Source organism: Nocardioides sp. (genome assembly GCF_036374615.1).
Lineage (GTDB): Bacteria > Actinomycetota > Actinomycetes > Propionibacteriales > Nocardioidaceae > Nocardioides.
Map to the genome: position 1 here is coordinate 1 of NZ_DASUTK010000091.1, position 26176 is coordinate 26176.

Annotated in this window: 28 protein-coding genes; 24 read left to right on the plus strand and 4 right to left on the minus strand. The window is 71.7% G+C overall.

Annotation, left to right across the window (positions count from 1 at the left end):
* On the plus strand, positions 1 to 1808 hold a 1808-nt coding region (locus VFZ39_RS07085; protein ID WP_330865031.1), incomplete at its 5' end, for an acyl-CoA dehydrogenase.
* Between the two features lie 7 nt (positions 1809 to 1815).
* Here the strand turns inward: VFZ39_RS07085 and VFZ39_RS07090 are convergent.
* On the minus strand, positions 1816 to 2310 hold the full coding sequence (locus tag VFZ39_RS07090) for an inorganic diphosphatase (protein ID WP_330865032.1): 495 nt from the start codon (positions 2308 to 2310) through the stop codon (positions 1816 to 1818).
* Positions 2311 to 2402: 92 nt separating this feature from the next.
* Between VFZ39_RS07090 and dacB the strand changes: the two genes are divergently transcribed.
* The 12 genes from dacB (at position 2403) to VFZ39_RS07150 (ending at position 13554) form a co-directional block, all read left to right on the plus strand.
* Positions 2403 to 3818, plus strand: coding sequence for a D-alanyl-D-alanine carboxypeptidase/D-alanyl-D-alanine endopeptidase (dacB, locus tag VFZ39_RS07095; RefSeq protein WP_330865033.1), 1416 nt, complete (start codon positions 2403 to 2405; stop codon positions 3816 to 3818).
* A gap of 44 nt (positions 3819 to 3862) precedes the next feature.
* Positions 3863 to 4882 (plus strand): zinc-dependent metalloprotease, encoded by a 1020-nt coding sequence (locus VFZ39_RS07100; protein ID WP_330865034.1) that lies wholly within the window; start codon positions 3863 to 3865, stop codon positions 4880 to 4882.
* A complete protein-coding gene (gene tilS, locus VFZ39_RS07105) occupies positions 4879 to 5859 on the plus strand; it encodes a tRNA lysidine(34) synthetase TilS (RefSeq protein ID WP_330865035.1) in 981 nt (326 codons plus the stop codon). Before VFZ39_RS07100 ends, tilS begins: the two co-directional genes overlap by 4 nt.
* 182 nt (positions 5860 to 6041) lie before the next feature.
* Positions 6042 to 6593, plus strand: a complete 552-nt coding sequence (hpt, locus tag VFZ39_RS07110; protein ID WP_330865036.1) for a hypoxanthine phosphoribosyltransferase — start codon at positions 6042 to 6044, stop codon at positions 6591 to 6593.
* Positions 6594 to 6831: 238 nt separating this feature from the next.
* Complete coding sequence (gene ftsH, locus VFZ39_RS07115; RefSeq protein ID WP_330865037.1) at positions 6832 to 8898, plus strand: ATP-dependent zinc metalloprotease FtsH; 2067 nt, start codon at positions 6832 to 6834, stop codon at positions 8896 to 8898.
* Positions 8899 to 8916: 18 nt separating this feature from the next.
* The gene (gene folE, locus VFZ39_RS07120; RefSeq protein ID WP_330865038.1) at positions 8917 to 9531 is read left to right on the plus strand and encodes a GTP cyclohydrolase I FolE; all 615 of its coding nucleotides are present in this window, start codon (positions 8917 to 8919) and stop codon (positions 9529 to 9531) included.
* A 5-nt stretch (positions 9532 to 9536) separates the two neighbouring features.
* Positions 9537 to 10385 carry a dihydropteroate synthase gene (gene folP, locus VFZ39_RS07125; RefSeq protein WP_330865039.1) on the plus strand — a complete coding sequence of 283 codons (849 nt, stop codon included), beginning with the start codon at positions 9537 to 9539 and terminating at the stop codon, positions 10383 to 10385.
* Positions 10373 to 10741 carry a dihydroneopterin aldolase gene (folB, locus tag VFZ39_RS07130; RefSeq protein ID WP_330865040.1) on the plus strand — a complete coding sequence of 123 codons (369 nt, stop codon included), beginning with the start codon at positions 10373 to 10375 and terminating at the stop codon, positions 10739 to 10741. Before folP ends, folB begins: the two co-directional genes overlap by 13 nt.
* Entirely contained in the window at positions 10738 to 11304 is a 567-nt protein-coding gene (gene folK, locus VFZ39_RS07135) for a 2-amino-4-hydroxy-6-hydroxymethyldihydropteridine diphosphokinase (RefSeq protein ID WP_330865041.1), read from the plus strand. Before folB ends, folK begins: the two co-directional genes overlap by 4 nt.
* The gene (locus VFZ39_RS07140; RefSeq protein ID WP_330865042.1) at positions 11301 to 11783 is read left to right on the plus strand and encodes a DUF3180 domain-containing protein; all 483 of its coding nucleotides are present in this window, start codon (positions 11301 to 11303) and stop codon (positions 11781 to 11783) included. The genes folK and VFZ39_RS07140 overlap by 4 nt, the downstream gene beginning before the upstream one ends.
* 10 nt (positions 11784 to 11793) lie before the next feature.
* Positions 11794 to 12372, plus strand: coding sequence for a hypothetical protein (locus VFZ39_RS07145; RefSeq protein WP_330865043.1), 579 nt, complete (start codon positions 11794 to 11796; stop codon positions 12370 to 12372).
* Positions 12373 to 12459: 87 nt separating this feature from the next.
* Positions 12460 to 13554 (plus strand): GNAT family N-acetyltransferase, encoded by a 1095-nt coding sequence (locus VFZ39_RS07150; protein ID WP_330865044.1) that lies wholly within the window; start codon positions 12460 to 12462, stop codon positions 13552 to 13554.
* 124 nt (positions 13555 to 13678) lie between these two features.
* On the opposite strand, the gene VFZ39_RS07155 is transcribed toward VFZ39_RS07150, so the two are convergent.
* Entirely contained in the window at positions 13679 to 14677 is a 999-nt protein-coding gene (locus tag VFZ39_RS07155; protein ID WP_330865045.1) for an ABC transporter ATP-binding protein, read from the minus strand.
* Between the two features lie 4 nt (positions 14678 to 14681).
* Between VFZ39_RS07155 and VFZ39_RS07160 the strand changes: the two genes are divergently transcribed.
* The 3 genes from VFZ39_RS07160 to VFZ39_RS07170 all read left to right on the plus strand — a co-directional run bounded on the left by VFZ39_RS07160 (position 14682) and on the right by VFZ39_RS07170 (position 17224).
* Positions 14682 to 15395 carry an ABC transporter permease gene (locus tag VFZ39_RS07160; RefSeq protein WP_330865046.1) on the plus strand — a complete coding sequence of 238 codons (714 nt, stop codon included), beginning with the start codon at positions 14682 to 14684 and terminating at the stop codon, positions 15393 to 15395.
* A gap of 70 nt (positions 15396 to 15465) precedes the next feature.
* Entirely contained in the window at positions 15466 to 16215 is a 750-nt protein-coding gene (locus VFZ39_RS07165) for an ABC transporter permease (protein WP_330865047.1), read from the plus strand.
* Between the two features lie 52 nt (positions 16216 to 16267).
* On the plus strand, positions 16268 to 17224 hold the full coding sequence (locus tag VFZ39_RS07170; RefSeq protein ID WP_330865048.1) for an ABC transporter substrate-binding protein: 957 nt from the start codon (positions 16268 to 16270) through the stop codon (positions 17222 to 17224).
* A gap of 10 nt (positions 17225 to 17234) precedes the next feature.
* Here VFZ39_RS07170 and VFZ39_RS07175 read toward each other — a convergent pair whose 3' ends face one another.
* Both VFZ39_RS07175 and ispD read right to left on the minus strand, forming a co-directional pair.
* Positions 17235 to 18314, minus strand: a complete 1080-nt coding sequence (locus VFZ39_RS07175) for a glycosyltransferase family 2 protein (RefSeq protein ID WP_330865049.1) — start codon at positions 18312 to 18314, stop codon at positions 17235 to 17237.
* 3 nt (positions 18315 to 18317) lie between these two features.
* A complete protein-coding gene (gene ispD / locus VFZ39_RS07180; protein ID WP_330865050.1) occupies positions 18318 to 19061 on the minus strand; it encodes a 2-C-methyl-D-erythritol 4-phosphate cytidylyltransferase in 744 nt (247 codons plus the stop codon).
* A 253-nt stretch (positions 19062 to 19314) separates the two neighbouring features.
* Between ispD and VFZ39_RS07185 the strand changes: the two genes are divergently transcribed.
* The 8 genes from VFZ39_RS07185 to VFZ39_RS07220 all read left to right on the plus strand — a co-directional run.
* Positions 19315 to 20235 carry a Rossmann-like and DUF2520 domain-containing protein gene (locus VFZ39_RS07185; RefSeq protein WP_330865051.1) on the plus strand — a complete coding sequence of 307 codons (921 nt, stop codon included), beginning with the start codon at positions 19315 to 19317 and terminating at the stop codon, positions 20233 to 20235.
* A gap of 9 nt (positions 20236 to 20244) precedes the next feature.
* Positions 20245 to 21132, plus strand: coding sequence for a pantoate--beta-alanine ligase (panC, locus tag VFZ39_RS07190; protein WP_330865052.1), 888 nt, complete (start codon positions 20245 to 20247; stop codon positions 21130 to 21132).
* Positions 21132 to 21548, plus strand: coding sequence for an aspartate 1-decarboxylase (gene panD / locus VFZ39_RS07195; RefSeq protein WP_330865053.1), 417 nt, complete (start codon positions 21132 to 21134; stop codon positions 21546 to 21548). Before panC ends, panD begins: the two co-directional genes overlap by 1 nt.
* Positions 21545 to 23185: an L-aspartate oxidase gene (locus VFZ39_RS07200; RefSeq protein ID WP_330865054.1), complete on the plus strand. Its 1641-nt coding sequence runs from the start codon at positions 21545 to 21547 to the stop codon at positions 23183 to 23185. The genes panD and VFZ39_RS07200 overlap by 4 nt, the downstream gene beginning before the upstream one ends.
* Complete coding sequence (nadC, locus tag VFZ39_RS07205; protein WP_414690269.1) at positions 23176 to 24066, plus strand: carboxylating nicotinate-nucleotide diphosphorylase; 891 nt, start codon at positions 23176 to 23178, stop codon at positions 24064 to 24066. The genes VFZ39_RS07200 and nadC overlap by 10 nt, the downstream gene beginning before the upstream one ends.
* 1 nt (position 24067) lies before the next feature.
* Positions 24068 to 24847 (plus strand): type III pantothenate kinase, encoded by a 780-nt coding sequence (locus VFZ39_RS07210; protein ID WP_330865056.1) that lies wholly within the window; start codon positions 24068 to 24070, stop codon positions 24845 to 24847.
* A 74-nt stretch (positions 24848 to 24921) separates the two neighbouring features.
* Positions 24922 to 25383: a hypothetical protein gene (locus VFZ39_RS07215; protein WP_330865057.1), complete on the plus strand. Its 462-nt coding sequence runs from the start codon at positions 24922 to 24924 to the stop codon at positions 25381 to 25383.
* The coding region (locus tag VFZ39_RS07220) for a hypothetical protein (RefSeq protein ID WP_330865058.1) at positions 25380 to 26176 on the plus strand (797 nt) is incomplete at its 3' end. The genes VFZ39_RS07215 and VFZ39_RS07220, both read left to right, overlap by 4 nt.

Consider the following 26176-nt stretch of genomic DNA (forward strand, 5'->3'; position numbering starts at 1 on the left):
CCGCCGACTTCCGCGAGCGCGTCCGGGACGTCGTGGTGATGATGGCCGAGACCGGCCAGACCGGCATGGGCTTCCCGACCGAGTACGGCGGGGGCGGTGACCTGGGCGCCTCGATCGCCGCGTTCGAGACACTCGCCTTCGGTGACCTGTCGGTGCTCGTGAAGATCGGGGTGCAGTTCGGGCTGTTCGGCGGGGCGATCCTCCAGCTCGGGACCAAGGCCCACCACGACGCCTACCTGCGGGACCTGATCACCGGCCGCACCATGGGCTGCTTCGCGATGACCGAGGTCGGCCACGGCTCGAACGTGCAGGCGCTGGGCACCACCGCGACGTACGACCCCAGCTCCGCGGAGTTCGTCATCACCACCCCGGACCCGTCGGCGCGCAAGGACTGGATCGGCAACGCCGCCCGGCACGCAGAGCTGGGGGTGGTGTTCGCGCAGCTCGAGGTCGGCGGCACCGGGCACGGCGTGCACGCGCTCCTCGTGCCGATGCGCCGGGACGGCCAGGTGCTGCCCGGCATCACGATCGAGGACGACGGCCTGAAGATGGGGCTCAACGGCGTCGACAACGGCCGGATCACCTTCGACGGCGTACGGGTGCCGCGGGAGAACCTGCTCAACCAGTTCGCCGACGTGACGCCGGACGGCCGCTACGAGAGCCCGATCGACAACCCCGACAAGCGCTTCTTCACGATGCTCGGCACCCTGGTCCAGGGCCGCGTGTGCGTCGGAGGCGCCGGCATCAACGCCGCCAAGGTCGCGCTCGCCATCGCCGTCCGGTACGGCGACCGGAGGCGCCAGTTCAACGCCACCTCTGCTGAGCAGGAGGAGCTGCTCCTCGACTACGGCCTCCATCAGCGGCGGCTGTTGCCGCTGCTGGCCCGCACCTACGCGTTCCACTTCGCGCAGGACGTGGTCGCGCTCGAGCTGCACGAGGTCTTCACCCGGACCGAGGCGCCCGAGGTCGGCGAGAACGACCACCGCCGTCGCGAGCTGGAGTCCCAGGCGGCCGGCCTCAAGGCGCTCGGCACCTGGCATGCCACTCGCACGATCCAGGAGTGCCGGGAGGCGTGCGGCGGCCAGGGGTACCGCGCCCTCAACCGGTTCGCCGCGCTCAAGGCCGACACCGACGTCTTCACGACGTTCGAGGGCGACAACCACGTGCTGCTGCAGCTGGTCGCGAAGGGGCTGCTCACCGACTACGCCAGTGAGTTCGAGGACCTGGACCAGTTCGGCATGGTCCGGTTCGTCGCGGGGCTCGCCGTCGAGACCGTCATCGAGCGGACCGCGGTCCACAAGCTGATCGAGCGGGTGCGCGACGTACTGCCCGGTGGCGACCAATGGGACCAGGAGGCCGGGCTGCTCGACCCCGACTACCAGCGGATGATGCTGCGGTTCCGCGAGGAGCACCTGCTCTCCGGCGTCGCCCGCCGGCTCAAGCGCGGCATCGACGCCGGCGAGAACCCGGGCGAGGTCTTCTCGCGCGTGCAGGACCACGTGATCGCGGCCGCACGCGCGCACGTCGAGCGGTGGGTGCTCGACGCGTTCGTCGACAAGACCGCGGGTCTCGAGGACGGCGACCAGAAGGTGGCACTCAACCTGCTCTGCGACCTGTTCGCGCTGTCGACGATCGAGGCCGACCGGGGCTGGTTCATGGAGCACGGTCGGCTCTCGTCCCAGCGGTCGAAGGCGATCACCCGCGAGGTCAACGACCTGTGCCGCAAGATCCGCCCGCTCGCCGTCGACCTGGTCGACGCCTTCGGCGTACCCCCCGAGATGCTCCGCTCACCCGAGCTCGTCGGTTGAGTGAACGTCAGTGGGTCTGAGCTTCCTGGAAGCGCTTGAACGACGCCTCGACCTCGGCCTCGGCCTCGGTCCGGCCCACCCAGTCGGCGCCCTCGACGGACTTGCCGGGCTCGAGGTCCTTGTAGACCTCGAAGAAGTGCTGGATCTCCAGCCGGTCGAACTTCGAGACGTGGTTGATGTCGCGCAAGTGCTCGAGGCGGGGGTCGTGGGTGGGGACGCACAGCACCTTGTCGTCGCCACCGGCCTCGTCGGTCATGCGGAACATGCCGATCGCGCGACAGGCGATGACACAGCCGGGGAAGGTCGGGCTCTGGAGGATGACCAGCGCGTCGAGCGGGTCACCGTCCTGGCCGAGGGTGTCCTCGATGAAGCCGTAGTCGGCGGGATAGGCCGTGGAGGTGAAGAGCATCCGGTCCAGCCGGATCCGGCCGGTCTTGTGGTCGACCTCGTACTTGTTGCGCTCACCCTTGGGGATCTCCACCAACACGTCGAACTCGAGCACGTCTGTCCTCCCAGTGCACGGCACCGGCGTGTCCGGGCCGGAACCAGTGTCCCGCACAATTGGGCCGAACACGCAGCCGAGGAGGGCCGACCGTGGGAAAGCGTGACCGAGGCCACGCGCCGAGAAGGGCGTCGTGGCTACCGGTGCTGCTGGTGCTGCTCCTGCTCGGCGGAGCGGCGGCCGCGTACCTCACCGGCGTCGCCGACCGCTGGGCGGCTGACGAGACGCCCGACCCCGTCACCGAGCCTGCGGCGGTACCCCCGCCGGACGGCATGGACCTCGCCGCCGTACCCGCGCCGGAGCCGGTCGCCGAGGCGGCGGGTCCCGGACGCCTCCGTCCTGCCGCCGTACGCCGGACCCTGACCGCCGCCCTCGAGGACCGTGACCTCGGCCGGTCCGTGCACGCAGCGGTCGCGGCGCTCGGCGAGGGCCCTCCGGCGTACTCCACCGGAGATGCCGCCTTCACCCCCGCCTCGACGATGAAGGTGCTCACCGCGACCGCCGTGCTGGCTGCGCTCGGCCCCGACCACCGGTTCGACACCACCGTGGTCGCGAACGGACGCAGGCTCACGCTGGTGGGCGGCGGCGACCCGATGCTCGCCCGTCGCCCGGCTGACGACTGGCCTCGCGTCGCCGACGTCCAGACCCTCGCGGAGGAGACCGCGGCCGCCGTGGGGCGCCGGAAGCCGGTGCGTCTCGCGTACGACGCCTCGCTCTTCACCGGCCCCGCCGAGAACCCGTACTGGCGCGATGACTACCTGGTCGACGGCATCGTGTCCCCGATCAGTGCGCTGTGGGTCGACGAGGGCCTCGCGGCCGACCGGTCCGAGCGGGTCTCCGACCCCGCAGCGGACGCAGCAGCCGCCTTCGCCGCGGCCCTCGCCGAGCACGGCGTGAGGGTGCAGGGGACGCCGACCCCGAACCGTGCCCCCGCGGCCGCCCGGACGGTCGCGAGCGTCAGCAGCCCGCCGTTGTCCCAGATCGTCGAGCACGTGATCCTGGTCAGCGACAACGAGGGCGCCGAGGTCCTGGCGCACCACGTGGGCCTGACCGTGAGCGGCGACGGCTCGTTCGCCGGCGGGGCGCGGGGTGTGCGGAAGACGCTGGGCGAGCTCGGCGTCCCCCTCGACGGCGCGGTGATCCGGGACGGCAGCGGCCTGTCCCGGAAGGACCGGCTGCGGACGTCCACCCTGATCGAGGTGCTGCGGGTGGCGGCCGAGCAGCCGGAGCTGCGGGCGGTGCTGACCGGCCTGCCGGTGGGCGGCTTCACCGGCTCGCTCACGTTCCGGTTCGCGGACGCACCCGCCGCCGGCCTGGGGCGCGTGCGTGCCAAGACGGGCACCCTCGGCGGGGTCCGCAGCCTCGCCGGCATCGCCACCGACCAGCTGGGGACACCGATGGTGTTCGTCCTCGCTGCCGACCGGATCCGCGTGTCGAACTCGGTCGACGCTCAGGTCGACCTCGACAACCTCGCCGGCGCACTCGGAGCGTGCCGCTGCTCGCGCTGAGCAGAGCCCCGGTGCCGGTTGCAGATGACGCGTAGGGTCCCGGTATGAGCATGGTCGACTGGGAGCTCGCGGTCTCCATCGGCGGCCGGGTCGCCGGCAACGGTCCGGTGGTCACCGCCGAGGAGGCGCAGGGCGCCGTCGACGAGCTGCGCGCCGCGGCTGACCGCTCCACCGGGCTGGTCCGCGAGTTCACCGGGCTCGCGGCCGCCGAGCGCACCGCGCCGGTCCTGGTCGTCGACCGACAGGGCTGGGTCCGCGCCAACACCGAGGCGTTCGCCGTGATGCTCGCGCCGGTGATCGACCGGCTCCAGGAGAAGAAGGGCGCACCCACCGGCATGAGCCGCGCGGTCGGCGCGCGCGTCACCGGGGGCGAGGTCGGGCTGCTGCTCGGCGTCCTGGCCTCGAAGGTGCTCGGACAGTTCGACCCGTTCCACGAGCCTGCCGGTCGACTGCTGCTGGTCGCACCGAACATCGTCCACGTCGAGCGCGAGCTCAACGCCGTCCCATCCGACTTCCGGCTGTGGGTCGCCCTCCACGAGGAGACCCACCGGGTGCAGTTCACCGCAGTCCCATGGATGCGTGAGCACCTGTTCGGCGAGATCCGTGCGCTCGCGGACACCATGGACCCCGGCAGCCTGCTCGAGGACGGCCTGCAGCGGATCACCGAGGCGGTCCGCGGCGGTGGCGGCAGCGTGCTCGACGTGCTCAGCACACCGGAGCAGAAGGAGATCCTCGACCGGGTCACCGGTGTGATGTCGTTGCTCGAGGGACATGCGGACGTGGTCATGGACGGCGTGGGGCCGACCGTCATCCCGTCGGTCGGCAGCATCCGGGCCGGTTTCGACCGCCGTCGCAAGGGGGTCGGTGTCCTGGACCGGGTGCTGCGCAAGGCGCTCGGCCTCGACGTCAAGATGGCGCAGTACCGCGACGGTGCGAAGTTCGTGCGCGGCGTCGTCGACAAGACCGGCATGCCGGAGTTCAACGCGGTCTGGGAGCGGCCCGAGAACCTCCCCAGCAAGGCCGAGATCGCCGACCCTGACTCCTGGGTCGCCCGAGTGCTGTGAGCCTCGACCCGGCGCTGGCCGCGGTCCGGGGCTCCGTACGGCGGGCGCTGACCGACGTCGGCGACCAGCCGGTCCTCGTCGCCTGCAGCGGGGGCGCCGACTCGCTCGCGCTGCTGGCGGCGGCCGTGTTCGAGGCCCGCGAGCGTCCCTGCCGGATCGTGGGCGTCACCGTCGACCACGGCGTCCAGGCGGGATCGGCAGAGCGCGCCGACGCCGTCATCGCGCAGATGGTGACGATCGGGGTCGACGAGACGGTCGCCGTCAGGGTCACGGTCGAGGCATCGGGCCAGGGTCCCGAAGCCGCCGCCCGCGAAGCGCGGTACGCCGTGCTGGAGGAGGTGGCCGAACGGTTCGCGGCCGCCGCCGTGCTGCTCGGCCACACCCTCGACGACCAGGCCGAGACGGTGCTGCTCGGCCTCACCCGCGGCAGCGGCGGTCGGTCGCTGGCCGGGATGCGGCCGGCGTTCGACCGGTTCCGGCGCCCGCTGCTCGGCATCACCCGCGCCCAGACCGAGGCCGTCTGCCGTGCCGAGGGACTGGAGTGGTGGACCGATCCGCACAACAGCGACCCCGCCTACACCCGAGCCCGGATCCGCACCGAGGTGATGCCGATGCTCGAGCGAGAGCTCGGCCCGGGCGTCGCAGAGACCCTGGCCCGCACCGCCAGTCAGCTGCGGGCCGACGTCGAGCTCCTCGACGCCCAGGCGGCCGCGGCGTACGACGAGCTGGTGGTGGACCACGAGCTGCCCGCCGGCCGGCTGGGAACGCTCCCGGACGCGCTGCGGCTCCGCGTGCTGCGGCTCGGAGCGCTCCGGGCGGGTGCGATCCCCAGCGACCTCACGCACGGTCACCTGCTGGCCACGGACGACCTGGTGTGCCGGTGGCGGGGTCAGGTCGGCGTGGACCTGCCGGGCCGGCTGCGGGCGGTCCGGCGCGAGGGGCGGCTCGCGTTCGTCCCGTCGGACAGACCTTCATGACCCGTTCGGGCCATTTGCGACGATTTCGGTTCCCCTGGGACCGGTCGGGGCCGCAGGATGGCGGTGCGGCCCTCCCACCCCCCCGGTGAGGGCCGCATCTATGTCTCGGGATCAGTCTCGGGTTCTGGTCGGGGTCGTCGCCGTGATCTGGTCCGGGAACCGGTCATCTAGGCTGCCGTCCCATGGACGCGTCCCAGGTGGAGAACGACCTCGTCAACGTCCTCTACACGGAGGCGCAGATCCAGCAGCGGCTCGCGGAGCTGGCCCGCGAGATCGAGGCCGACTACGAGGGCAAGGACCTTCTGATCGTCGGCATCCTCCGCGGCGCCGTGATGGTGATGGCCGATCTCGCGCGCAGCTTCGGCCGGCACATCGAGATGGACTGGATGGCCGTTTCGTCGTACGGCTCGGGCACGAAGTCCAGCGGCGTGGTCCGGATCCTCAAGGACCTCGACACCGACATCAGCAACCGTCACGTGGTGATCGTCGACGAGATCATCGACACCGGTCTGACCCTGTCGTGGCTCACCTCGAACCTGGAGTCCCGCGCGCCGGCGAGCGTCGAGATCTGCACCCTGCTCCGCAAGCCCGAGGCGCAGCAGATGCCGGTCGACGTGAAGTACGTGGGCTGGGACATCCCGAACGAGTTCGTCGTCGGTTACGGCCTCGACTACCGCGAGAAGTACCGCAACCTGCGTGACATCGGCACGCTGGCGCCCCACGTCTATTCGTGACCGCGACTCGCGCCGCGGGGTTTCCCCGGCCAGGCGGGGATTCACGGACTTGTAGGGTCAAATTTAGGCATCGAGGTCACTGGTTCCCCGGCTGAGCGGGGAACTCACGCCGGCGGAAGCCGGAGGACGCACCCCTCACGGTTCGCCCCCGTTGGTCCCGCCTGCGAGAATGGACGCCTCCGGCGCCGGGTAGCGTCGTCGGTCGATTCACCCGTCGCAGTCCAGTCGAGAGAAATACGTGAAGCGGATCCTCCTCAACCGTTGGGTCATCGGCATCCTCGCCGTGACCGGTGTCCTGCTCGCCCTCCAGTACCTCGTCCCCACCGGCGAGCACGACGAGATCAGCACTTCGCGCATGATCGAGTACATCGAGGCCGGCGAGGTCGATGACATCAAGTTCATCGACGGCGACCAGGTGATCGAGGCCACGCTCGACAACACCGTCGATCGCGAGGGCGGCGGCGAGGTGATGGCCTACTGGCTCAGCGACACGCAGGTCGAGATCGAGGCCGAGGTCCGGCGCCAGGTCGACGCCGGAAACATCGACGAGTACACCACCGAGATCGCCAAGCCGTCGGTGCTCGGGTCGATCCTGGCCGGCTTCCTGCCGATCATCTTGATCCTGGTCGTCTTCTTCTGGCTGATGAACAGCATGCAGGGCGGCGGTGGCCGCGGCGTCATGCAGTTCGCGAAGTCGAAGGCGAAGCTGATCACCAAGGACATGCCGAAGACGACCTTCTCCGACGTGGCCGGCTGCAACGAGGCGATCGAGGAGCTCGGCGAGATCAAGGAGTTCCTCCAGGAGCCGGCGAAGTTCCAGGCGGTCGGCGCCAAGATCCCCAAGGGTGTGCTGCTCTACGGACCCCCCGGAACTGGAAAGACGCTGTTGGCTCGCGCCGTCGCGGGTGAGGCCGGAGTGCCGTTCTACTCCATCTCCGGCTCCGACTTCGTCGAGATGTTCGTCGGTGTCGGTGCCTCCCGAGTCCGCGACCTGTTCGAGCAGGCCAAGGAGAACGCGCCGGCGATCGTCTTCATCGACGAGATCGATGCCGTCGGTCGTCACCGCGGCGCCGGGATGGGTGGCGGCCACGACGAGCGCGAGCAGACCCTCAACCAGCTGCTGGTCGAGATGGACGGCTTCGACGTGCGCGGCGGCGTGATCCTGATCGCGGCCACCAACCGGCCCGACGTGCTCGACCCGGCGCTGCTGCGTCCCGGCCGCTTCGACCGCCAGATCGGTGTTGACGCCCCCGACCTCGACGGTCGTCACAAGATCCTGCAGGTCCACTCGCGCGGCAAGCCGATGACCCCGGACATCGACCTGCTGTCGATCGCCCGCCGGACGCCGGGTTTCACCGGCGCCGACCTGGCCAATGTCCTCAACGAGGCCGCGCTGCTCACGGCCCGCAACGGCGAGAAGCAGATCACCAACCACAGCCTCGACGAGGCCATCGACCGCGTCATCGCCGGCCCGCAGCGCAGCTCCCGGCTGATGAATGAGAAGGACAAGCTGGTCACCGCCTACCACGAGGGCGGCCACGCCCTGGTCGCCGCGGCGCTTCCCGGCAGCGACCCGGTGCACAAGGTGACGATCCTCCCGCGGGGCCGGGCCCTGGGCTACACGATGGTGTTGCCCGACGAGGACAAGTACTCCCAGACCCGCAGCGAGCTGTTGAACAAGCTCGCCTACATGATGGGCGGCCGTGCGGCCGAGGAGATGGTCTTCCACGATCCGACCACCGGCGCCGGCGACGACATCGAGAAGGCCACCAACCTGGCGCGCGCGATGGTCACCCAGTACGGCATGACCGAGGTGCTCGGGGCGGTCAAGCTAGGCGACTCCAACGCTGAGCCGTTCCTCGGCCGCGACATCGGCCACCAGCGCAACTACTCGGAGGACGTCGCGGCCAAGGTGGACGAGGAGGTCAAGAAGCTGGTGGCCGCCGCCCACCAGGAGGCGTTCGACGTCCTCGAGGAGAACCGCGACGTTCTCGACTCCCTGGTGCTGGCGCTGCTCGACAGGGAGACCCTCGACAAGCAGGAGGTCGCCGACATCTTCGCCGCCCTCCGGCGCCGTCCCGAGCGGCCGGCCTGGACCGGCTCGCCGAACCGGCTGCCCTCGACCATCCCGCCGATCGAGATCCCGCAGGAGGTCCGCGACCGCGCCGCGGCGAACGGCACGCCGCTCGACGACGACGCGGAGGCCGGTGTCGTGATCACGCCACCGGGCAGCGGCGGCGACGTCCACGGAGGCGGCGGCGTCGGACCTCCGGCAGACCCGCCCAGCCCGCCCACGACGGCCTGACGACGGCATGATGTCCGCATGATCGACCCGGTCGCCTGCCCGGACCGCCGGCCCGACGAGGTCCCGCCCTTCGACCAGGCCCGCGCGGAGGCGGCGGTGCGCGAGCTGCTGATCGCGATCGGCGAGGACCCAGCACGGGAGGGGCTCCACGACACCCCGGCTCGGGTCGCCCGCGCGTACGCCGAGCTGACCGCCGGTCTGCGGCAGGCCGCCGAGGACGTGCTGACCACGACGTTCGACATCGGCCACGACGAGATGGTGCTGGTCCGCGACATCGAGCTGTGGTCGATGTGCGAGCACCACCTCGTGCCGTTCACCGGCGTCGCGCACGTGGGCTACATCCCGGCCGAGTCCGGCAAGATCACCGGCCTCTCCAAGCTGGCCAGGCTGGTCGACGTCTACGCCAAGCGGCCCCAGGTGCAGGAGCGCCTCACGACCCAGGTGGCCGACTCGCTGATGGAGCTCCTGGAGGCCCGCGGCGTGATCGTCGTGATCGAGGCCGAGCACCTGTGCATGACGATGCGGGGCGTCCGCAAGGCCGGGGCCCGCACGATCACCTCGGCCGTCCGCGGCCAGATGCACAACGCCGCGACCCGGTCCGAGGCGATGGCGCTCATCCACCGGAGGCCCTGAGCCCGATGTCGACGCCTGCCCCCGTGACACCGCCGACACCGTTGCTGATGGGGGTCGTCAACGTCACCCCCGACTCCTTCTCCGACGGCGGTCGGTACTTCGCACCGGACGCGGCGGTGGCCCACGGGCGGCGGCTGCTCGCCGACGGGGCCGACCTGCTCGACATCGGGGGTGAGTCCACGCGCCCCGGGGCGGTCCGCCCGAGCCTCGACGAGGAGCTCTCGCGCGTGCTGCCGGTGATCGAGGGGCTGGCCGGTGACGCGACCGTCTCGGTCGACACCATGCGGTCAGAGGTTGCCCGCGAGGCGCTCCACGCAGGCGCCACGGTCGTCAACGACGTGTCCGGCGGCCTGGCCGACCCCGCCATCCTCGACGTGGTCGCCGCGTCGGGGGCGACCTACGTCGCCATGCACTGGCGCGGCCACGCCGACCGGATGCAGTCCCTGGCGTCGTACGACGAGGGGGCGGTCGTGGCCGTGTGCCGCGAGCTCGGCGAACGGGTGGCGGCGGCGCGCGCCGCAGGCATCCCCGACGAGCGCCTGGTGCTCGATCCTGGTCTCGGGTTCGCCAAGACCGCCGAGCACAACTGGGCGCTGCTGGCGCGGCTCGATGAGATCGCCGGGCTCGGTTTCCCGCTGCTGGTCGGCGCCAGCCGCAAGTCGTTCCTCGGCGCGCTGCTCGCCGATGCCGAGGGCGTCCCGCGACCGGTCGACGACCGCGAGGCAGCGGGCGCCGCGATCACCGTCCTGCTGGCCCAGCGGGGCGTGTGGGGGATCCGGGTCCACGATGTCCGCGCGAGCCGTGACGCGCTGAAGGTGTGGGCGCGACTGGAGGAGGAGCGATGGACGAGCTGAGCGTGACCGGGATCGAGTGCTACGCCCACCACGGTGTCTTCGAGCACGAGCGCCGCGAGGGTCAGCGGTTCGTGATCGACCTCACACTGGGCGTGGACACCCGCTCCGCGGCCGCCTCGGACGACTTGCAGGAGACCGTGGACTACGGAAGCCTCGTCGGGAAGGTGAAAGCCGCCGTGGAGTCCGACCCGGTCGACCTGATCGAGACGCTGGCGGTACGGGTGGCCGACGTGTGCCTGATCGACCGTCGTGTTGAATGGGCTCGCGTGACCGTCCACAAACCCGAGGCGCCCATCGCGTCGGCTTTCGCCGACGTGGCATTGACGATCCGGAGAGACGCGAGGACCACCCAGTGACCGAGACGCCCAACCCGCACATCATCGATGCCGACACCCTGACCGGCGAGATGCGCCCGATCCGCCGCGCCGTCCTCGCCCTCGGGTCGAACCTCGGCGAGCGGCTGACCGCCCTGCAGGGTGCCATCGACGCACTGGCCGACACTCCCGACGTCTGGGTGACCACCGTCTCGCCGATCTACGAGACCGACCCGGTCGACGCTCCCGCAGGCTCCGAGCCGTTCCTGAACGCGGTCGTGCTCCTCGACACCACGCTCGCGGCGCACCGGCTGCTCGACCGGGCACTCGCCGTCGAGGACGCCTTCGACCGGGAGCGCTCGGAGATCCGCAACGCGCCTCGCACCCTCGACATCGACCTGATCGTGGTCGGCGACCGACGCAGCGACGACGAGCTGAAGCTGCCGCACCCGCGCGCCAAGGAGCGGGCGTTCGTGCTGGTCCCGTGGCACGACGTCGAGCCCGAGGCCGAGCTCCCCGAGGCGGGGCCGATCGCCGACCTCCTGGCGGGTCTGGACACCTCGGGGGTGCGCCGGCGCGACGACCTCACGCTCGAGGTGCAATGACCGAACCGTCCGGTCAGGAGCCACCGGACGGGCACCTGCGCCCCACCGGACCGGCCGTCGTGGGCGGATCGGTGATGGTCGGGCTGGTCGCGGGCTGGCTGCTGCACCCGATCTCCGACCGGTTCGGCAACCCGCCGGTCGTCAGCTGGTTGCAGCCGGCCGCCCTCTTCGTCGTCGCCGCCGTGCTGCTCGCCACGGCGTACGTCACCCACCGGACGGTCCACGTGCACCGGCGCTGGCTCGAGCCGCACCACGCGGTCAACCGCTTGGTGCTGGCGCGCGCCTCGGTGCTGGTCGGTGGGCTCGTGGCCGGCGGCTATGCGGGATACGCCGTGAGCTGGCTCGGTGTCGCGGCCGAGCTGGGCGGCGAACGGATCGTCCGGTCGCTCCTCGCGGCCTTCGCCGGCGCCCTGATCGTGGTCGGAGGGTTGCTCCTCGAACGAGCGTGTCGCATCCGTTCCGACGACGAGGAGACATAACCTCAGGGTTATGTCTTCCCCGACCGCTCGCCGGCGACAGCGCAGCACCAGGCTGTCCGTCGCCGTTGCCCTGCTCACGGGCGCCACGATCCTCGTGACCGTAGCGTTCCTCGGTGGCTCCGCCTGGTTCCAGGCGCTCGCTGCCATCTCCTCCGTGGTGCTCGGCGTCGCCGCCACCCGGATCACCCACACCGAGCTGATCCAGGCCCGGCGCGAGGCCGCTCGCGACCGAGCCGCCCAGGCCGCGGCGTACCGCGACCTCACCGACCGGCGCACCGAGGAGCACGCCGCCTTCGCGACCGCGATGCGCACCCGCGTGGACCAGCAGGAGCTCGCCCTGTCCGAGCTGGAGGTCGCGCTGTCGGCGGCCCAGAAGCGGGCCGCCGAGGCGACCTTGAAGTTCAACGCCGAGGCACGCCGGGCCGAGGTCGCCGAGCAGGAGGGCCGCGCCGTCTCGGCTCGGCTCGAGGACGCCGAGGAGCGCGCCGCCGAGGCCCTGGTGCGGGTCGCCGAGCTCGAGCAGGAGCTCGACGTGGCCCGCGTCGAGCTGCTGGCCTGGCAGTCCGAGCCGCACCGGCTCAGGGCCTGACCCATCCCGCCTCGTGTGCCTGAGAGTGCGCCCCGGCGCACTCTCAGGCACACGCCGCGCTCAGGCGTGGTGGCACAATCGCCCCTCGTGATCCCCGAGGACAACCGGTTCCACAGTGACCCTGACGGTCTCCTCGCGGACTCCGAGCACTGGATCGACGGCTGGCGCGCCGAGCCGCCCGACCCGACCGACGAGGCCGTGGTCGTCCGCCTCACCGAGCTGCTGCGCGCCCACGAGCGGAGCGGTCGCGGCTGGGCCGCCGCGTCGGTCGACGACGTGCTCGCCCAGGTCTCCGCGCGCAGCCTGCGGATGCGCGAGAACGTCGTGCTGCGTGACCCCGCCGGCGAGGTCCGCGCGTGGGGGAGCGTGCACGACCGCGCCCAGGGCCGGATGCTGTTCGGCCACGTCGTCGACCGCTCGCTCAGCGACGGAGTGGCCGAGGCGTGCTCGTCCCTCCTCTTCTCGTGGGCCGAGCAGCAGGCGCGCGCAGTGGGCGCCGCCCGTGACGTCGACGTCCAGCAGATCGACACCGGGGCGTTCGCCGACGACGACCGTCAACACGGCTGGCTCGAGGCAGCCGGCTTCCGGCGGGTACGACGCTGGTTGCAGATGAGCCGCCCGGTGACGGCCGACGAGGCCGGACTGGTGCCCGACCCGGCCGGCTGGCGCCAGGGCAGGGTCACGATCAGGCTGGTCCGCCGTACGCCGGACGGCCTGCCCGACGCGGTCGACGTCCAGGCCGTGCACCAGGTGCTCGAAGAGGCGTTCCGAGACCACTTCAACTCGTGGGAGGAGACGTTCCCGGAGTTCGTGCACCGGCTCCGGCAGGATCCCGGCCACCGCTGGGACCACTGGTGGCTCGCCGAGCTCGACGACTCGCTGGGCGAGGGGCTCGGGCCGGCGCCGGTCGGCGCGCTGGTCGGCACCCTGGCGGAGACCGAAGGCGGTCCGGACGGCTCCTACGTCTCCTACATCGGCGTCCTCGACGCCGCCCGCGGCCAGGGTGTCGGAAAGTCCCTGCTGCGCACGATCATCGCCGACGCCGCCGCCCGCGGTCGCGACCGCGTCGGGCTCGAGGTCGACGCCGACTCACCGACCGGCGCGGAGGGCCTCTACACGTCCTTGGGGTGGGAGACGAAGTACGTCACGGAGTCCTGGCACCGGGACGTGCCGATGGCCTGAGGGCGTCGGGCCTGCCGTTTGGACACAAACGCCGACGACACGCCGAGCTCGCATGTCGTTTCTGCCCAATCACTGTCCCGGGGGTCTGCCGTTTGTGTCCAAACGGCAGGACGGGCCGGCGACATCACTCCGCCAAGGACGCGCGGAGCGCCTGGTGCACGCCGAGGGGGGTCAGCACTCCGACGAACCTGGCGCCGTCCTTGACCCCCACCATCGGTCGGTCGTCCCGGAGCATCACAGCGAGGGCCTGCTCCAACGTGGAGTCGAGGTCGATCGCGGCACCCAGGTCGCCGGCGCTGACGCCGTCCATCGGCTCGAGGTGCTCCAGGGCGAGCGGCGTCACCGACAGCCGGCGCAGGCCGGACGTCGACCCGACGAAGTCGGAGACGACCTCGTCGGCTGGCCGGGCGAGCAGCTCGGCCGGGGTGGCGTACTGGGCGAGTCGGCCGCCCGCCGCGAACACCGCCACCCGGTCGCCCATCTTCACGGCCTCGTCGATGTCGTGCGTCACCAGCACCACGGTCTTGCCCAGCTCCTGCTGCAGCCGCAGGAACTCGTCCTGCAGCCGTACCCGGACCACCGGGTCGACCGCACCGAACGGCTCGTCCATCAGCAGCACCGGCGGGTCGGCCGCGAGGGCCCGCGCCACGCCGACCCGCTGCCGCTGGCCGCCTGAGAGCTGGTGGGGGTACCGCCCGGCGTACGTCGCCGGTTCGAGCCCCACGAGGTTCATGAGGGTGTGGGCGCGGTCGCGGGCGGTCGCCTTGGACTCGCCGTACAGGAGCGGCACCGTCATCACGTTCGTCTCGATCGACTGATGCGGGAACAGACCCACCTGCTGGATGACGTAGCCGATGCCCCTTCGCAGCTGGACCGGGTCGGAGCGGGTGACGTCCTGCCCGTCGATCTCGATCGTGCCGGTCGTGGGCTCGATCAGCCGGTTGATCATCTTCAGCGTAGTGGACTTGCCGCAGCCGGACGGCCCGACCAGGACGACGAGCTCCCCGGCGGCGACCTCGAGGTCGAGCTCGTGGACCGCGACCGTCCCGTCCTCGTAGGTCTTCCCGACACCCGACAGCCGGATCATCGGGGGTACGTCCGACCCGGTGGCGGTAACGTCCATGGCCGTGACCCTACCGGCGGCGGCCCTCCTGCCCAGCGCCGTCGAGCCGAGCTGCTACAGCCGGCTCACGAACGAGTGGATCTGTTGGCAGTACCTCGTGGACCGGCAGGACGAGCTGGTCGACGCGACCGTCGAGCACGTCCTGATCACGATCGCAGCGGTCGCGTTCGCCGTGGTCATCGCGTTCCCACTGGCCCTGCTCGCGCGGCGCTACACCCGCCTCGAGTCGACGATCCTGGGCGTCAGCACCGGCCTCTACACGATCCCCTCACTCGCGTTGTTCCCGCTCCTCGTGCCGTTCACCGGGCTCACCCCGACCACGGTCGTGATCGGCCTGGGGCTCTACGCGCTCACGATCCTGGTGCGCGCGATGCTGGCGGGCCTGCAGTCCGTGCCCGACGACGTGCGCGAGTCCGCGACCGGCCTCGGCTACGGCCGCCGGCGGTTGCTGCTGCGGATCGAGCTGCCGCTCGCGCTGCCGGTGATGATGGCGGGGCTGCGGGTGGCGACCGTCTCCACCGTCGCGCTGACCACGATCGGGACGCTGGTGTCGTACGGCGGTCTCGGCAACCTGATCAAGGACGGTGTCGACACCAACTTCCGCGCCGAGCTCTTCGCGGCGGCCGTGCTGTGCGTCGTCCTCGCCGTGGTCTTCGACGTGCTGATCGTGCTGATGCAACGACTGCTGACGCCGTGGACCCGAGGTCAACCGACATGAACACCACCCCACGAAATCGCGCGATTCCTCCGCTTCGCTCCCCCATCCCACGATTCCGCGGGGACCCCGGATGAACGTCTTCGCCGACACCTGGCGCTACCTCACCGACCCGGCCAGCTGGACGGGCGACAACGGGATGCTCTCCCGGCTGCTCGAGCAGCTGCTGCTCACCGGCACGGCACTCGCGCTCGCGATGCTGGTCGGCCTGCCGATCGCGCTGTGGCTCGGACACCTGGGCCGGGGCGGCTTCCTCGCGATCAACATCTCGAACGTCGGGCGCGCGATCCCGACGTTCGCGCTGCTCGCGCTCCTGGTGATCGCGGACTGGCCGGGGACGGCGGAGTTCGGCCCGTACGGGCGCGCCGGACTGGCCACTCTGATCGCGCTGATGCTGTTCGCGCTGCCGCCGATCGTCACCCAGTCCTACGTCGCGGTGCGTGAGGTCGCGGGCGACGTGAAGGAGGCCGCGCGCGGGATGGGGATGACCGGCCGTCAGCTGTTCTTCCGGATCGAGCTGCCGCTGGCCCTGCCGCTGGTCGCCTCCGGCGTCCGGCTGGCGCTGGTGCAGGTCTGGGCGACCGCGACGATCGCCGCCCTGGTCGCAGGACCGGGCCTGGGGCGGATCATCACCGACGGCTTCTACCGATCCAACTACCCGAAGGGGATCGCCGGCGCGATCGTGGTCGCGCTGGTGGCCCTGGTGCTCGAGGTGGCGGCGGCATACCTGCAGCGGCTGGCCGATCCGATCCGCGGTTCCTCCCCGCGGGGGAGGGCGTTGTCGGGGGAGGGGCATACGCTTCTGGAGGCCGGTACCGGCTGAGCGCAATCCGGACACGCGCGGGGGCTCCCCGCGGGACACAGAAGGAAACGAAATGCACCTACGACGCTCGATCGCTGCCCTCGTCTCTCTCGGCTCACTCTTCCTCGCCACGGCGTGCGCCGGCGACGAGCTCGCGGAGCCCGAGGAGTCGCCCGACGCCACGACCTCCGAAGGAGGCGGCGGCGGTGAGGTGTCGATCTCCGGCCAGAACTTCCCCGAGGCCGAGCTGGTCGCCGCCATGTACGCGCTGCTGCTGGACGACGCCGGCTACACCGTCGGCGTCAACCTCGTGGACACCCGTGACGTGTACATGCAGCAGTTCCCCGGCCAGGTCGACGTGGTGCCCGAGTACGTCGGCGGCATCGTCGACTTCCTCAACACCACCGTGAACGGTGCGGACGCCGACCCGCTCACCACCTCCGACGCAGCCGAGTCGATCGGCAACGCACAGAGCCTGCTCGACGAGCAGGGCATCACGCTGCTCGAGCCGTCGGAGGCCACCGACACCAACGCGTTCTTCGTCACCCAGGAGTTCTCCGAGCAGAACGACGTCACCACCCTGTCCGACCTCGAGGGCAAGACCGTCACCCTGGCGGCCGCGCCCGACTGCGAGGGCCGCGCCGACTGCGCCGGTGGCCTCGAGGAGGTCTACGGGATCGACATCGAAGAGGTCCTGCCGCTCGGGTTCGCCAGTCAGCAGACCTACGAGTCCGTACTGAGCGGCGAGTCGCAGCTCGGGCTCACGTCGACCACCGACGGCACCCTGGAGAGCCAGGGACTGGTGCTGCTCGAGGACGACCAGGCGATCCAGCCCGCGCAGAACCTCGTGCCCGCCGTGAGCTCGGAGTTCCTCGGCGAGCACCCGGACGTCGAGGAGACGCTCAACGCCCTGATGGGGGTGCTCACCACCGAGAACCTCACCGAGCTCAACGGCCGGGTGGCCGTCGACCGCGAGACCGCCGACGACGTCGCCCGCGACTTCCTGACCGAGCAAGGCCTGCTCGAGTAGGGTCCCGCCGTCAGGGCGTCCGCAGCTCGTCCGGCAGGTCCGGGTGGTCGGCGAACGGATGGTCCACCACCATCCGTCCGCCGACCTCGCGGGTGGGCAGCGGGCTGGGCTGGGCATCGAGCCACACCAAGAACTCCTCCAGCTCGCGGCGCATCCCGCGCCCGACGAGCCAGCCCATGATCCGCTGCCGCAGGGGCAGTGCCGTCTGCTCGAACGGCACGCCGTCGGGCAGCCACAGCTCGTTGACGCCGTGGCGGAGCAGGTCGAAGTAGTCGTCGGTGCACCCGGGCACGGAGCGGAAGTACTCCCACATGTCGATGGGCAGCACCCGACGCACGAACAGCCGAGCGGTGGGCGGCCGGGTGTGGTCGCGCACCGTGTCCAGCGACCAGCTCTTGGTCCGCAGCCGGTCGGCGAGATCCCTGATGTCGCCGCGCTGTTGGCTGATGGAGGAGCCGTCGTCGCGGACCCGCCAGTGGTAGACCGGCTCCACCAGCGAGTCGATCCTGGCCCGGACCAGCGCTTCGGTGATCGTCGGTTGGTCCTCGTACCGCGTGCGGCCGCCTGGGAACTGCAGGCCGTGCTCGTCCCAGAACGCCCGTCGGAACACCTTGTTCCACGCGAAGACGTCGGCGAGCAGCAGCGGCGCGTCGTCGATCCGTGCACCCACGAGCGGCGCGCGGTGGTTCACACGCATCAGCGGCGTCATGGACGTCTCGGTGCCGCGCAGCCGCTCGACCGCCCCGATCGCGAGGTCCGAGCCGCTCGCCTGCAGCGAACCGACCAGCCGCTCGTAGGCGCCCGGCAGGACGAGGTCGTCGCTGTCGGCGAAGGTCAGCAGCTCACCGGTGGAAGCGGCGGTGCCGGCGTTGCGGGCGGCGCCGAGACCCGCGTTCGGTTGGTGGAGCACCCGCACCCGCGGGTCAGCAGCCGCGATCCGGTCGGCGAGCTCGCCGGTGCCGTCGGTCGAGCCGTCGTCGACCACGACCACCTCGAGGTCCCGCAGCGACTGGTCCAGGACGCTGCGGAGCGACTCCTCGAGCCACTCGACGACCTGGTACGCCGGGACGACCACGCTCAGCAGGGGCACGGCTCACCGACTCCCGTCGCGCAGCAGTGCCGCCGCGATCTCGAGGTCGACCGGCGTCGTGACCTTGAGGTTCCGCTCGTCGCCCGCGACGACCACGATCGGCTGGTCGGGCAGGTACCGCGCGACGACGCTGCAGTCGTCGGTCGCCGTGAAGTCGGGATCGGCGGCTGCCCGCGCGTACGCCTCGATCAGCACCTCCGAGTGGAATCCTTGCGGCGTCTGGACCCGGCGCAGCGACGCCCGCGGCGGCGAGTCGACGACGAACCCGGCCTGATCGACGGTGACCAGGGTGTCGACGGACTCGATCGCCACGTTGACGGCCGGGTACGCCGCGAGCGCCGCCAGGCAGTCGGTGATGATCCGCGCCGTGACCAGCGGCCGAGCCGCGTCGTGGACGAGCACGTGGCAGGGGCGTGCGGGCAAGGTTGCGAGCGCAGCGCGGGTGCTGTCGCTGCGGGTCGCCCCGCCCTCGACGACCGCGGTGACCTTGTCGTGGTACCGACCGGCTCGCACGATCGACCTGGCCTCGTCGAGGTGTCCCGGCGCCATCACGAGCGTGATCGCGTCGACGCCGGGGTGGGCGTGGAAGGCGCGCAACGCGTGCTCGAGCAGCGTGCGACCGGCCACGGTGAGCAGCTGCTTGGGTGTCTCGGAGCCGATCCGCGTGCCGGTGCCGCCCGCGAGCAACGCCACCACGCAGGGTCGCGCGACAGGCTGCCTCGCTCCGGGACCACCCCGCTCCACCATGGCGGGCATCCTCCCAGACCGGGGGCGGGGGTCCTGCACTCGGAACTGAATCGCCCAGCGACTCAGTCCTGAGCACACCCGCGGTGTGATCTTGGCGACTCTCGCGGTCCGTTCCCAGCGGGAAGACGGTCGCGTAGCCTCGGCGTTGACTCATCAGTTGACGGAACAAACCGAACAGCAATCGTCTGGTACCCGTACCGGTCCGTGGCACCAGCCACGGATGGCGGAGGGACTGCAACGAGAGGTTCGACCCATGAGCAGCTCGACCCTTCCCCCGAGCGAGCCCCTGCGGATCGGCGTCATCGGCGCCGGCCGGGTGGGCGCCGTGCTGGCAGCATCCCTTCGGGCTGCCGGTCACGAGGTCGTCGCCGTCGCCGGCGAGTCCGACGCCTCCCGTCGACGCAGTGAGACCCTGCTGCCGGGTGTGCCGATGAACAAGCCCTCGGCTGTTGCCCGGGCCAGCGATCTGCTGCTCCTCACGGTCCCCGACGACATGCTGTCCAACGTCGTCGCCATGCTCTCCGCGTCCGGCGCCATCCGCGAGGGCCAGTACGTCGTCCACACGTCAGGCCGGCACGGCCTGGCCGTGCTCGCGCCCGCGGTGGCCGTCGGGGCCCGGCCGGCGGCCCTCCACCCGGCGATGACGTTCACCGGCACCGAGATCGACCTGCCGCGGCTCGCCGGCTGCGTCTTCGGCGTCACCGTCGGCGACGCCGAGCGCCCGCTCGCCGAACGCCTCGTGGCCGACCTCGGCGGACGGCCGATCTGGGTCCCCGAGGACAAGCGCGCGCTCTACCACGCCGGCCTCGCCCACGGCGCCAACCACCTGGTCACCCTGGTCAGCCAGGCGATGGAGCTGCTGTCGGCGTCCGGCGCCGAACGCCCCGCCGACACGCTGCGGCCGCTGCTCGAGGCCGCGCTCGACAATGCGCTCGAGCAGGGCGACGCCGCTCTCACCGGCCCGATCGTGCGGGGCGACGTCGAGACCGTCCGTGACCACCTCGCCGAGGTTGCCCGCAACGCTCCCGACACGCTGCCGTCGTACGTCGCGCTCGGCCGCGCCACGCTCGACCGCGTCGTCACCGACGGCCGGGTGCTCCCGATCCGCGCCGCGAAGATCCGCGACCTGCTCGACGCCGCCGTCGGGACCGCCGCGTCCACGCGCACCAGCTGACGCGGGCGGATGATGGAGCCCACGACAGCGCCGGCCGTCGCGCACACCCGCGACGAGCTGGCGAAGCTGCTGGGGGAGGCGAGGAGCGACGGTGCCCGCGTGGGGTTCGTGCCCACCATGGGTGCCCTGCACGCCGGCCACGCCAGCCTGATGGGCCGCGCCCGGGAGGAGGTCGGAGCCGACGGCCGGGTGGTGGTCTCGATCTTCGTCAACCCGTTGCAGTTCGGGCCCGGCGAGGACCTCGATCGGTACCCGCGCACACTGGACGCGGACCTCGAGACCTGCCGCGAGCAAGGAGTCGACGTGGTGTTCGTCCCCGACGTCGCCGAGGTCTACCCGGGTGGCGACCCGCAGGTCACCATCGACCCGGGCCCCCTCGCGCAGGTGCTCGAGGGTCGGGTCCGGCCCGGTCACTACCGCGGCGTGCTCACCGTGGTCGCCAAGCTGTTCGGGCTGGTGCAGCCCGATCTGGCCGTCTTCGGCGAGAAGGACTACCAGCAGCTGGTCCTGATCCGTCGGATGGTCTCCGACCTGTGCCTCCCGGTCGACGTCGTCGGGGCCGAGACGCACCGGGAGCCCGACGGGCTCGCCCTCTCCTCCCGCAACCGTTACCTCGACCCGGAGTCCCGGCGCCGGGCGGTCGCGCTCAGCCGGACCCTGTTCGCCGCTCGGGCGGCTGCGGCCTGGGGGTACGACGTAGCACTCGAGGCTGCGCGCGCCGAGCAGCGGCAGGCACACGGCGTCGACCTCGACTACCTCGTCATCACCGACCCCGAGCTCGGTGAGCTGCCCGCTGCCATCCCCGAGGGCACGCCGGCTCGGATCCTGATCGCCGCACGCGTGGGTGGCACGCGTCTGATCGACAATCTCGGCCTGGTTCTCGGAGGAGCCCACTGATGCTGCGCACCATGATGAAGAGCAAGATCCACCGCGCGACCGTCACGCAGGCCGACCTGCACTACGTGGGCTCGGTCACGGTCGACGAGGATCTGCTCGACGCAGCCGACCTGCTCCCCGGTGAGCTGGTGTACATCGTCGACGTCACCAACGGGTCCCGGCTGGAGACCTACACGATCGCGGGCGAGCGCGGTTCGGGTGTCATCGGCATCAACGGCGCGGCGGCGCGGCTGGTGCATCCCGGCGACGTCGTGATCCTGATCGGTTACGCGCAGGTGACGACCGAGGAGGCCAGGCAGATGCAGCCGCACATCGTGTTCGTCGACGCCGACAACGCGCTGACCGCGACCGGCTCCGACCCCGCGGAGACCTTCGGAAGCCCTGAGCTCGCCCGCGGTGACATCATCAGCCGGTGATCCCTTCGCGACTGACGGCGCCCGAGCCCGGGTGGACGACGCGCGCCGATGTCGTGATCGTCGGCTCCGGCATCGCCGGGCTGACAGCCGCGCTCCGGCTCTACGGCCAGGTCGACAAGATCCTGGTCGTCACCAAGGACGTGCTCAACGCGGGCTCGACGCAGTGGGCACAGGGCGGGATCGCGGCGGCCTTGGGCCCCGGTGACACGCCCGCACAGCACGAGCACGACACGCTCGTGGCCGGCGCCGGTGTGTGCGACCGCGAGGCGGTCCGGGTGCTCGTCAACGAGGGGCCGGAGGCGGTGCACGAGCTGATCAGCTGGGGCGCGGTGTTCGACCAGCACGACGGCGTCCTCTCGCTGACCCGAGAAGGTGGACACCATCGCGACCGGATCGCCCACGCCGGCGGTGACGCCACCGGCGCCGAGATCCAACGCGCGCTGATCGCCGCCGTGGAGCGCGCCCCCGACATCGAGGTCATCCAGCACGCACTGGCCGTCGACCTGCTCCCCGCCGACGACGGCGGGGTCGCCGGCGTCACCGTCCACGTGCTCGGCGAGGGCCAGGTCGACGGCGTCGGCCGCGTCCTGTGCCGATCGGTCGTGCTCGCCAGCGGTGGGCTCGGTCAGGTCTTCTCGCAGAGCACCAATCCCTCGGTGGCGACCGGTGACGGGATGGCGCTCGCGCTGCGTGCGGGCGCCGGGCTCCGGGACCTGGAGTTCGTACAGTTCCACCCCACGGTGATGTGGCTCGGTGCGCACTCCGAGGGCCAGCAGCCGCTGATCTCCGAGGCGGTCCGCGGCGAGGGCGCCTTCCTGGTCGACTGGGAGGGTCGCCGGATCATGGAGGGTGTCCACGACCTCGCCGACCTCGCGCCGCGCGACGTGGTCGCCAAGGCGATCACCCGCCGGATGAACGACACCGGCCGGCCGCACATGTGGCTCGACGCGCGTCACCTCGGTGGGGCGTTCTGGGAGCGCCGGTTCCCCACCATCCTCGCCACCGCCCGGCAGCACGGCGTCGACCCGGTCACCGAGCTGATCCCGGTGGCTCCCGCCCAGCACTACGCGTCGGGCGGCGTCGCCACCGACCTGTGGGGCCGCGCCGGTGTCCCCGGCCTGTACGCCACCGGCGAGGTCGCCTGCTCCGGCGTTCACGGCGCCAACCGGTTGGCGTCCAACTCGCTGCTCGAGGGTCTGGTCTTCTCGCGTCGGATCGCCGAGGTGCTGCCGGGCGAGCTGCGACCGTGGTCCGAGCCGGTCCACGACCGTCGGGACGCCGGGCTGGTCACCGGCTCGGTACGGCGACACGTGCAGGAGGTCATGACCGGGGAGGTCGGCGTCCTGCGGTCCGAGAAGGGCCTGGCGGACGCCGTCGGCGACCTCGACGCGCTGGCGTCGCAGCTGCGCGGCGAGCCCGGCCCGGACGCCTGGGAGACCACCAACCTGCTGACGATCAGCCAGGCACTGACCGCGGCCGCCGCGCTTCGGGAGGAGACCCGTGGCTCCCACTGGCGTGAGGACTTCCCGGAGCGCGACGACGACGAGTGGGCCGGTCACATCGACGTGGTGCTCGACCGCGGCCGGCCGCAGACCTCGTTCCGCGCCGCGCCCCCCACGGACGGAGGCTGGGAGTGATCCCCGACGAGCTGCGTGCCGAGCTGGAAGGCTCCGGACTCGACGTCGACGACGTGGTCGAGCACGTCCGGCGAGCCCTGGCGGAAGACCTGCCTGCCGGCGCGGTGGACGTCACCAGCGTCGCGACCATCGCCGAGGGCGCCACGGCGCGCGGTGACGTCAACGCCCGGGAGGCCGGCGTGGTCGCAGGTCTCGGCGTGGCAGCGGCGGCGTTCCACCTCGTGCTGGGCGACGACGTGACCATCAGCGACCGTGTGCCCGACGGCACCCGCGTCCAGGCCGGTTCGCGCGTGATGACCGTCGCCGGCCCGACCCGCGGCTTGCTCACGGCGGAGCGCACCGCCCTCAACTTCGCCAGCCACCTCTCCGGCGTGGCGACGGCGACCTCGCGCTGGGTGGCGGCGCTCGAGGGCACGCGTGCGAAGGTCCTCGACACCCGCAAGACGCTGCCCGGCTGGCGGGCGCTGCAGAAGTACGCCGTCCGGTGCGGCGGTGGCGTCAACCACCGGGTCGGACTCGCCGACCTGGCGATGGTGAAGGACAACCACGTGATCGCGGCCGGCGGCGTCGTACCGGCGTACCGGGCCGTGCGTGACGCGTTCCCCGACGTCCCGGTCGAGGTCGAGGTGACCGACCTCGACCAGCTGGCGGAGCTGCTCGCCGAGGGGTGTGACCGGATCCTGCTCGACAACATGTCCCCGGAGCTGATGACCGAGGCGGTCCGCATCACGGGGGGTCGGGCCACGCTCGAGGCGTCCGGGGGGCTGACTCTCGAGCGAGCCGGAGCGGTGGCCGCGACCGGCGTCGACTTCGTCTCCGTCGGCGCGCTGACCCACTCGGTCGTCGTGTTCGACCTCGGGTTCGACCTGACGGAGCAGTGAGATGACCGCTCCGTTGCTCGCCGCCGACATCGGCAACAGCCACACCGTGGTCGGCCTGGTGGCGGACGGACAGGTGCTCGCGGAGTGGCGGGTGGCCACCGATGACCGGCGTACCTCCGACGAGTGGGCGGTGCTGCTGCGCGGCCTGCTGGGCGACCAGGCGGACGCGATCGCCGGCATCGCGGTCTGCAGCACCGTGCCAGCGGTCCTCCACGAGTGGCGCGACATGGTGGTGCGGCACTTCGGTGGTGTTCCGCACGTCATCGTCGAGCCCGGCGTCCGGACCGGCATCCCGGTCCGGACCGACAACCCGCGCGAGGTCGGCTCCGACCGGATCCTGAACGCCCTCGCGGCGGCCACGGACCATGGAGCCCCGGCGATCGTCGTGGACTTCGGCGGCACCGCCACCACGCTCGACGTGGTCGACGCCCGCGGGCAGTACGTCGGCGGCGCGATCGCCCCCGGCCTCGAGCTGTCGCTCGAGGCACTCGGCCGGCGCGGCGCCCAGCTGCGCAAGGTCGAGCTGGTGCGCCCGCGGTCCGTGGTGGCGACCAACACCGTCGAGGCGATCCAGTCCGGCATGGTCTTCGGTGTCGCCAGCCAGGTCGAGGGACTGGTCGCCCGCATGATCGAGGAGCTCGGTGCCGACCCGACCGAGGTGGAGGTGCTCGCGACGGGATACCTCGCACCCATCGTGCTCGACGTCTGCCGGTGCTTCACCGCGCACGTGCCCGGCCTCACGCTGCGCGGTCTCGAGCTCGCCTTCGCGCGCAACACCTGATCACGTCGTAGCCGCTTCTCCACAGCAGCCAGCCCGGGGTTTGGTGAGCTGCCGGCACGGGGAGTCTCTGGACCATGTACGGAGAACCGCGCAAGATCCGCCAGGTGGCTGAGCGTCTCGAGCGTCGCGCCGGCGGGCTGCGTTCCGAGGCCGAGGCGCTCCACGCCGCCAGCGAGGAGATCGCGTGGGTGTCCGTGGCCGCGGACCGGATGCGGGAGCACGCCCGCACCCGGCGCGACGAGCTGGTCCAGGTCGCCCGGGAGTACGACGAGGCGGCAGAAAAGGTGCGCGAGCACGCGGCGGAGGTGCAGCGGCTGCTGGACCTGATCGCCACTGTCGAGCGGCAGGTGCGGGCGATCGTCAGCGAGGCGATCGATCGGGCGAAGGACGCCGTCGGCAGCGTCGTCGACGGCATCAAGGACGCACTGTCACCTGGCGACGAGGAGGCCAAACGACTCGCGGAGACCCCCATGCCTCCCTCCGGCCACAAGGACTGGCTCGACCTGCCCGACCAGATTCCCGGGGTGAGGCTGTGAGCAAGGTCCTCCGGATCGCCCCGGCCAGGTCGGAGGCGGACGTCCCGCTGCTGCCGCGCCGGCTCCGGCTGGGGCTCGCCGAGCTGGTGGTGGCTGCCCGGCTGGCTGGCGACCTGCCGCTGCCGATCCGGACGGACGCGCACCACCTCGACGACCGGCTGACCCGACGGCTGGCCGGCACCCGCGCGAGCGAGGTCCGTGAGCAGCTGACGCGAGAGCTGGCCCGGGTCGACGACCGCGGGCCAGGTGGAGCGGCCGCCGCCCTCACCGAGCGGGGCCTGTGCGACGAGCACGGCCGGCTCGACCCGGCCGTGGGGGCGGCGCTCACGAGCCTTGCGGGGAGCCCGGTGACGGTCGTGCTCGACGTGTCGGCCCACCGACGCGGGGGTGAGGTGCGGCTGCGGTCCTGGTTCGGCGTACGACGGGGCCTGGTGACGCAGCTGACGACGGGCGAGCAGCTCGACGTCGAGCTGGCGTGGTTCGACCCGCGGCTGTGGGTCTCACAGGTCGCTCGCGCGGCGCAGGTCGAGCCCTGGGTGCCCGACACAGCGCCGCTGACCCTCCCCGACTACGTGTCACTGCCGAGCGAGCTGCTCGCGGGCAACGCCAAGGCCCACCGCGACCACCGGACCGACCTGCTGCCCGCGCTGGCAGCCAGCTCCGCCGGGCAGGTCAGGCTGGGCCGCCCTCGCGAGCTGCACGAGGCCGACTCCGAGGAGATCCTGGCCCTCTTGCGCACCTTCGGCACCGCGTGCCGCGGCCGGCTGCGGTTGCTCGCCGCTCGGCGCGACCG

What these genes read in the sequence shown, in the direction of transcription:
- VFZ39_RS07100 (WP_330865034.1), top strand. Translation starts at nt 3,863, where the DNA reads ATGAGCATGGTCGACTGGGAGCTCGCGGTCTCCATCGGCGGCCGGGTC.
- hpt (WP_330865036.1), top strand. Translation starts at nt 6,042, where the DNA reads ATGGACGCGTCCCAGGTGGAGAACGACCTCGTCAACGTCCTCTACACG.
- folE (WP_330865038.1), top strand. Translation starts at nt 8,917, where the DNA reads ATGATCGACCCGGTCGCCTGCCCGGACCGCCGGCCCGACGAGGTCCCG.
- folP (WP_330865039.1), top strand. Translation starts at nt 9,537, where the DNA reads ATGTCGACGCCTGCCCCCGTGACACCGCCGACACCGTTGCTGATGGGG.
- folB (WP_330865040.1), top strand. Translation starts at nt 10,373, where the DNA reads ATGGACGAGCTGAGCGTGACCGGGATCGAGTGCTACGCCCACCACGGT.
- VFZ39_RS07140 (WP_330865042.1), top strand. Translation starts at nt 11,301, where the DNA reads ATGACCGAACCGTCCGGTCAGGAGCCACCGGACGGGCACCTGCGCCCC.
- VFZ39_RS07145 (WP_330865043.1), top strand. Translation starts at nt 11,794, where the DNA reads ATGTCTTCCCCGACCGCTCGCCGGCGACAGCGCAGCACCAGGCTGTCC.
- VFZ39_RS07155 (WP_330865045.1), bottom strand. Translation starts at nt 14,677, where the DNA reads ATGGACGTTACCGCCACCGGGTCGGACGTACCCCCGATGATCCGGCTG.
- VFZ39_RS07165 (WP_330865047.1), top strand. Translation starts at nt 15,466, where the DNA reads ATGAACGTCTTCGCCGACACCTGGCGCTACCTCACCGACCCGGCCAGC.
- VFZ39_RS07170 (WP_330865048.1), top strand. Translation starts at nt 16,268, where the DNA reads ATGCACCTACGACGCTCGATCGCTGCCCTCGTCTCTCTCGGCTCACTC.
- ispD (WP_330865050.1), bottom strand. Translation starts at nt 19,061, where the DNA reads ATGGTGGAGCGGGGTGGTCCCGGAGCGAGGCAGCCTGTCGCGCGACCC.
- VFZ39_RS07185 (WP_330865051.1), top strand. Translation starts at nt 19,315, where the DNA reads ATGAGCAGCTCGACCCTTCCCCCGAGCGAGCCCCTGCGGATCGGCGTC.
- panC (WP_330865052.1), top strand. Translation starts at nt 20,245, where the DNA reads ATGATGGAGCCCACGACAGCGCCGGCCGTCGCGCACACCCGCGACGAG.
- panD (WP_330865053.1), top strand. Translation starts at nt 21,132, where the DNA reads ATGCTGCGCACCATGATGAAGAGCAAGATCCACCGCGCGACCGTCACG.
- VFZ39_RS07210 (WP_330865056.1), top strand. Translation starts at nt 24,068, where the DNA reads ATGACCGCTCCGTTGCTCGCCGCCGACATCGGCAACAGCCACACCGTG.
- VFZ39_RS07215 (WP_330865057.1), top strand. Translation starts at nt 24,922, where the DNA reads ATGTACGGAGAACCGCGCAAGATCCGCCAGGTGGCTGAGCGTCTCGAG.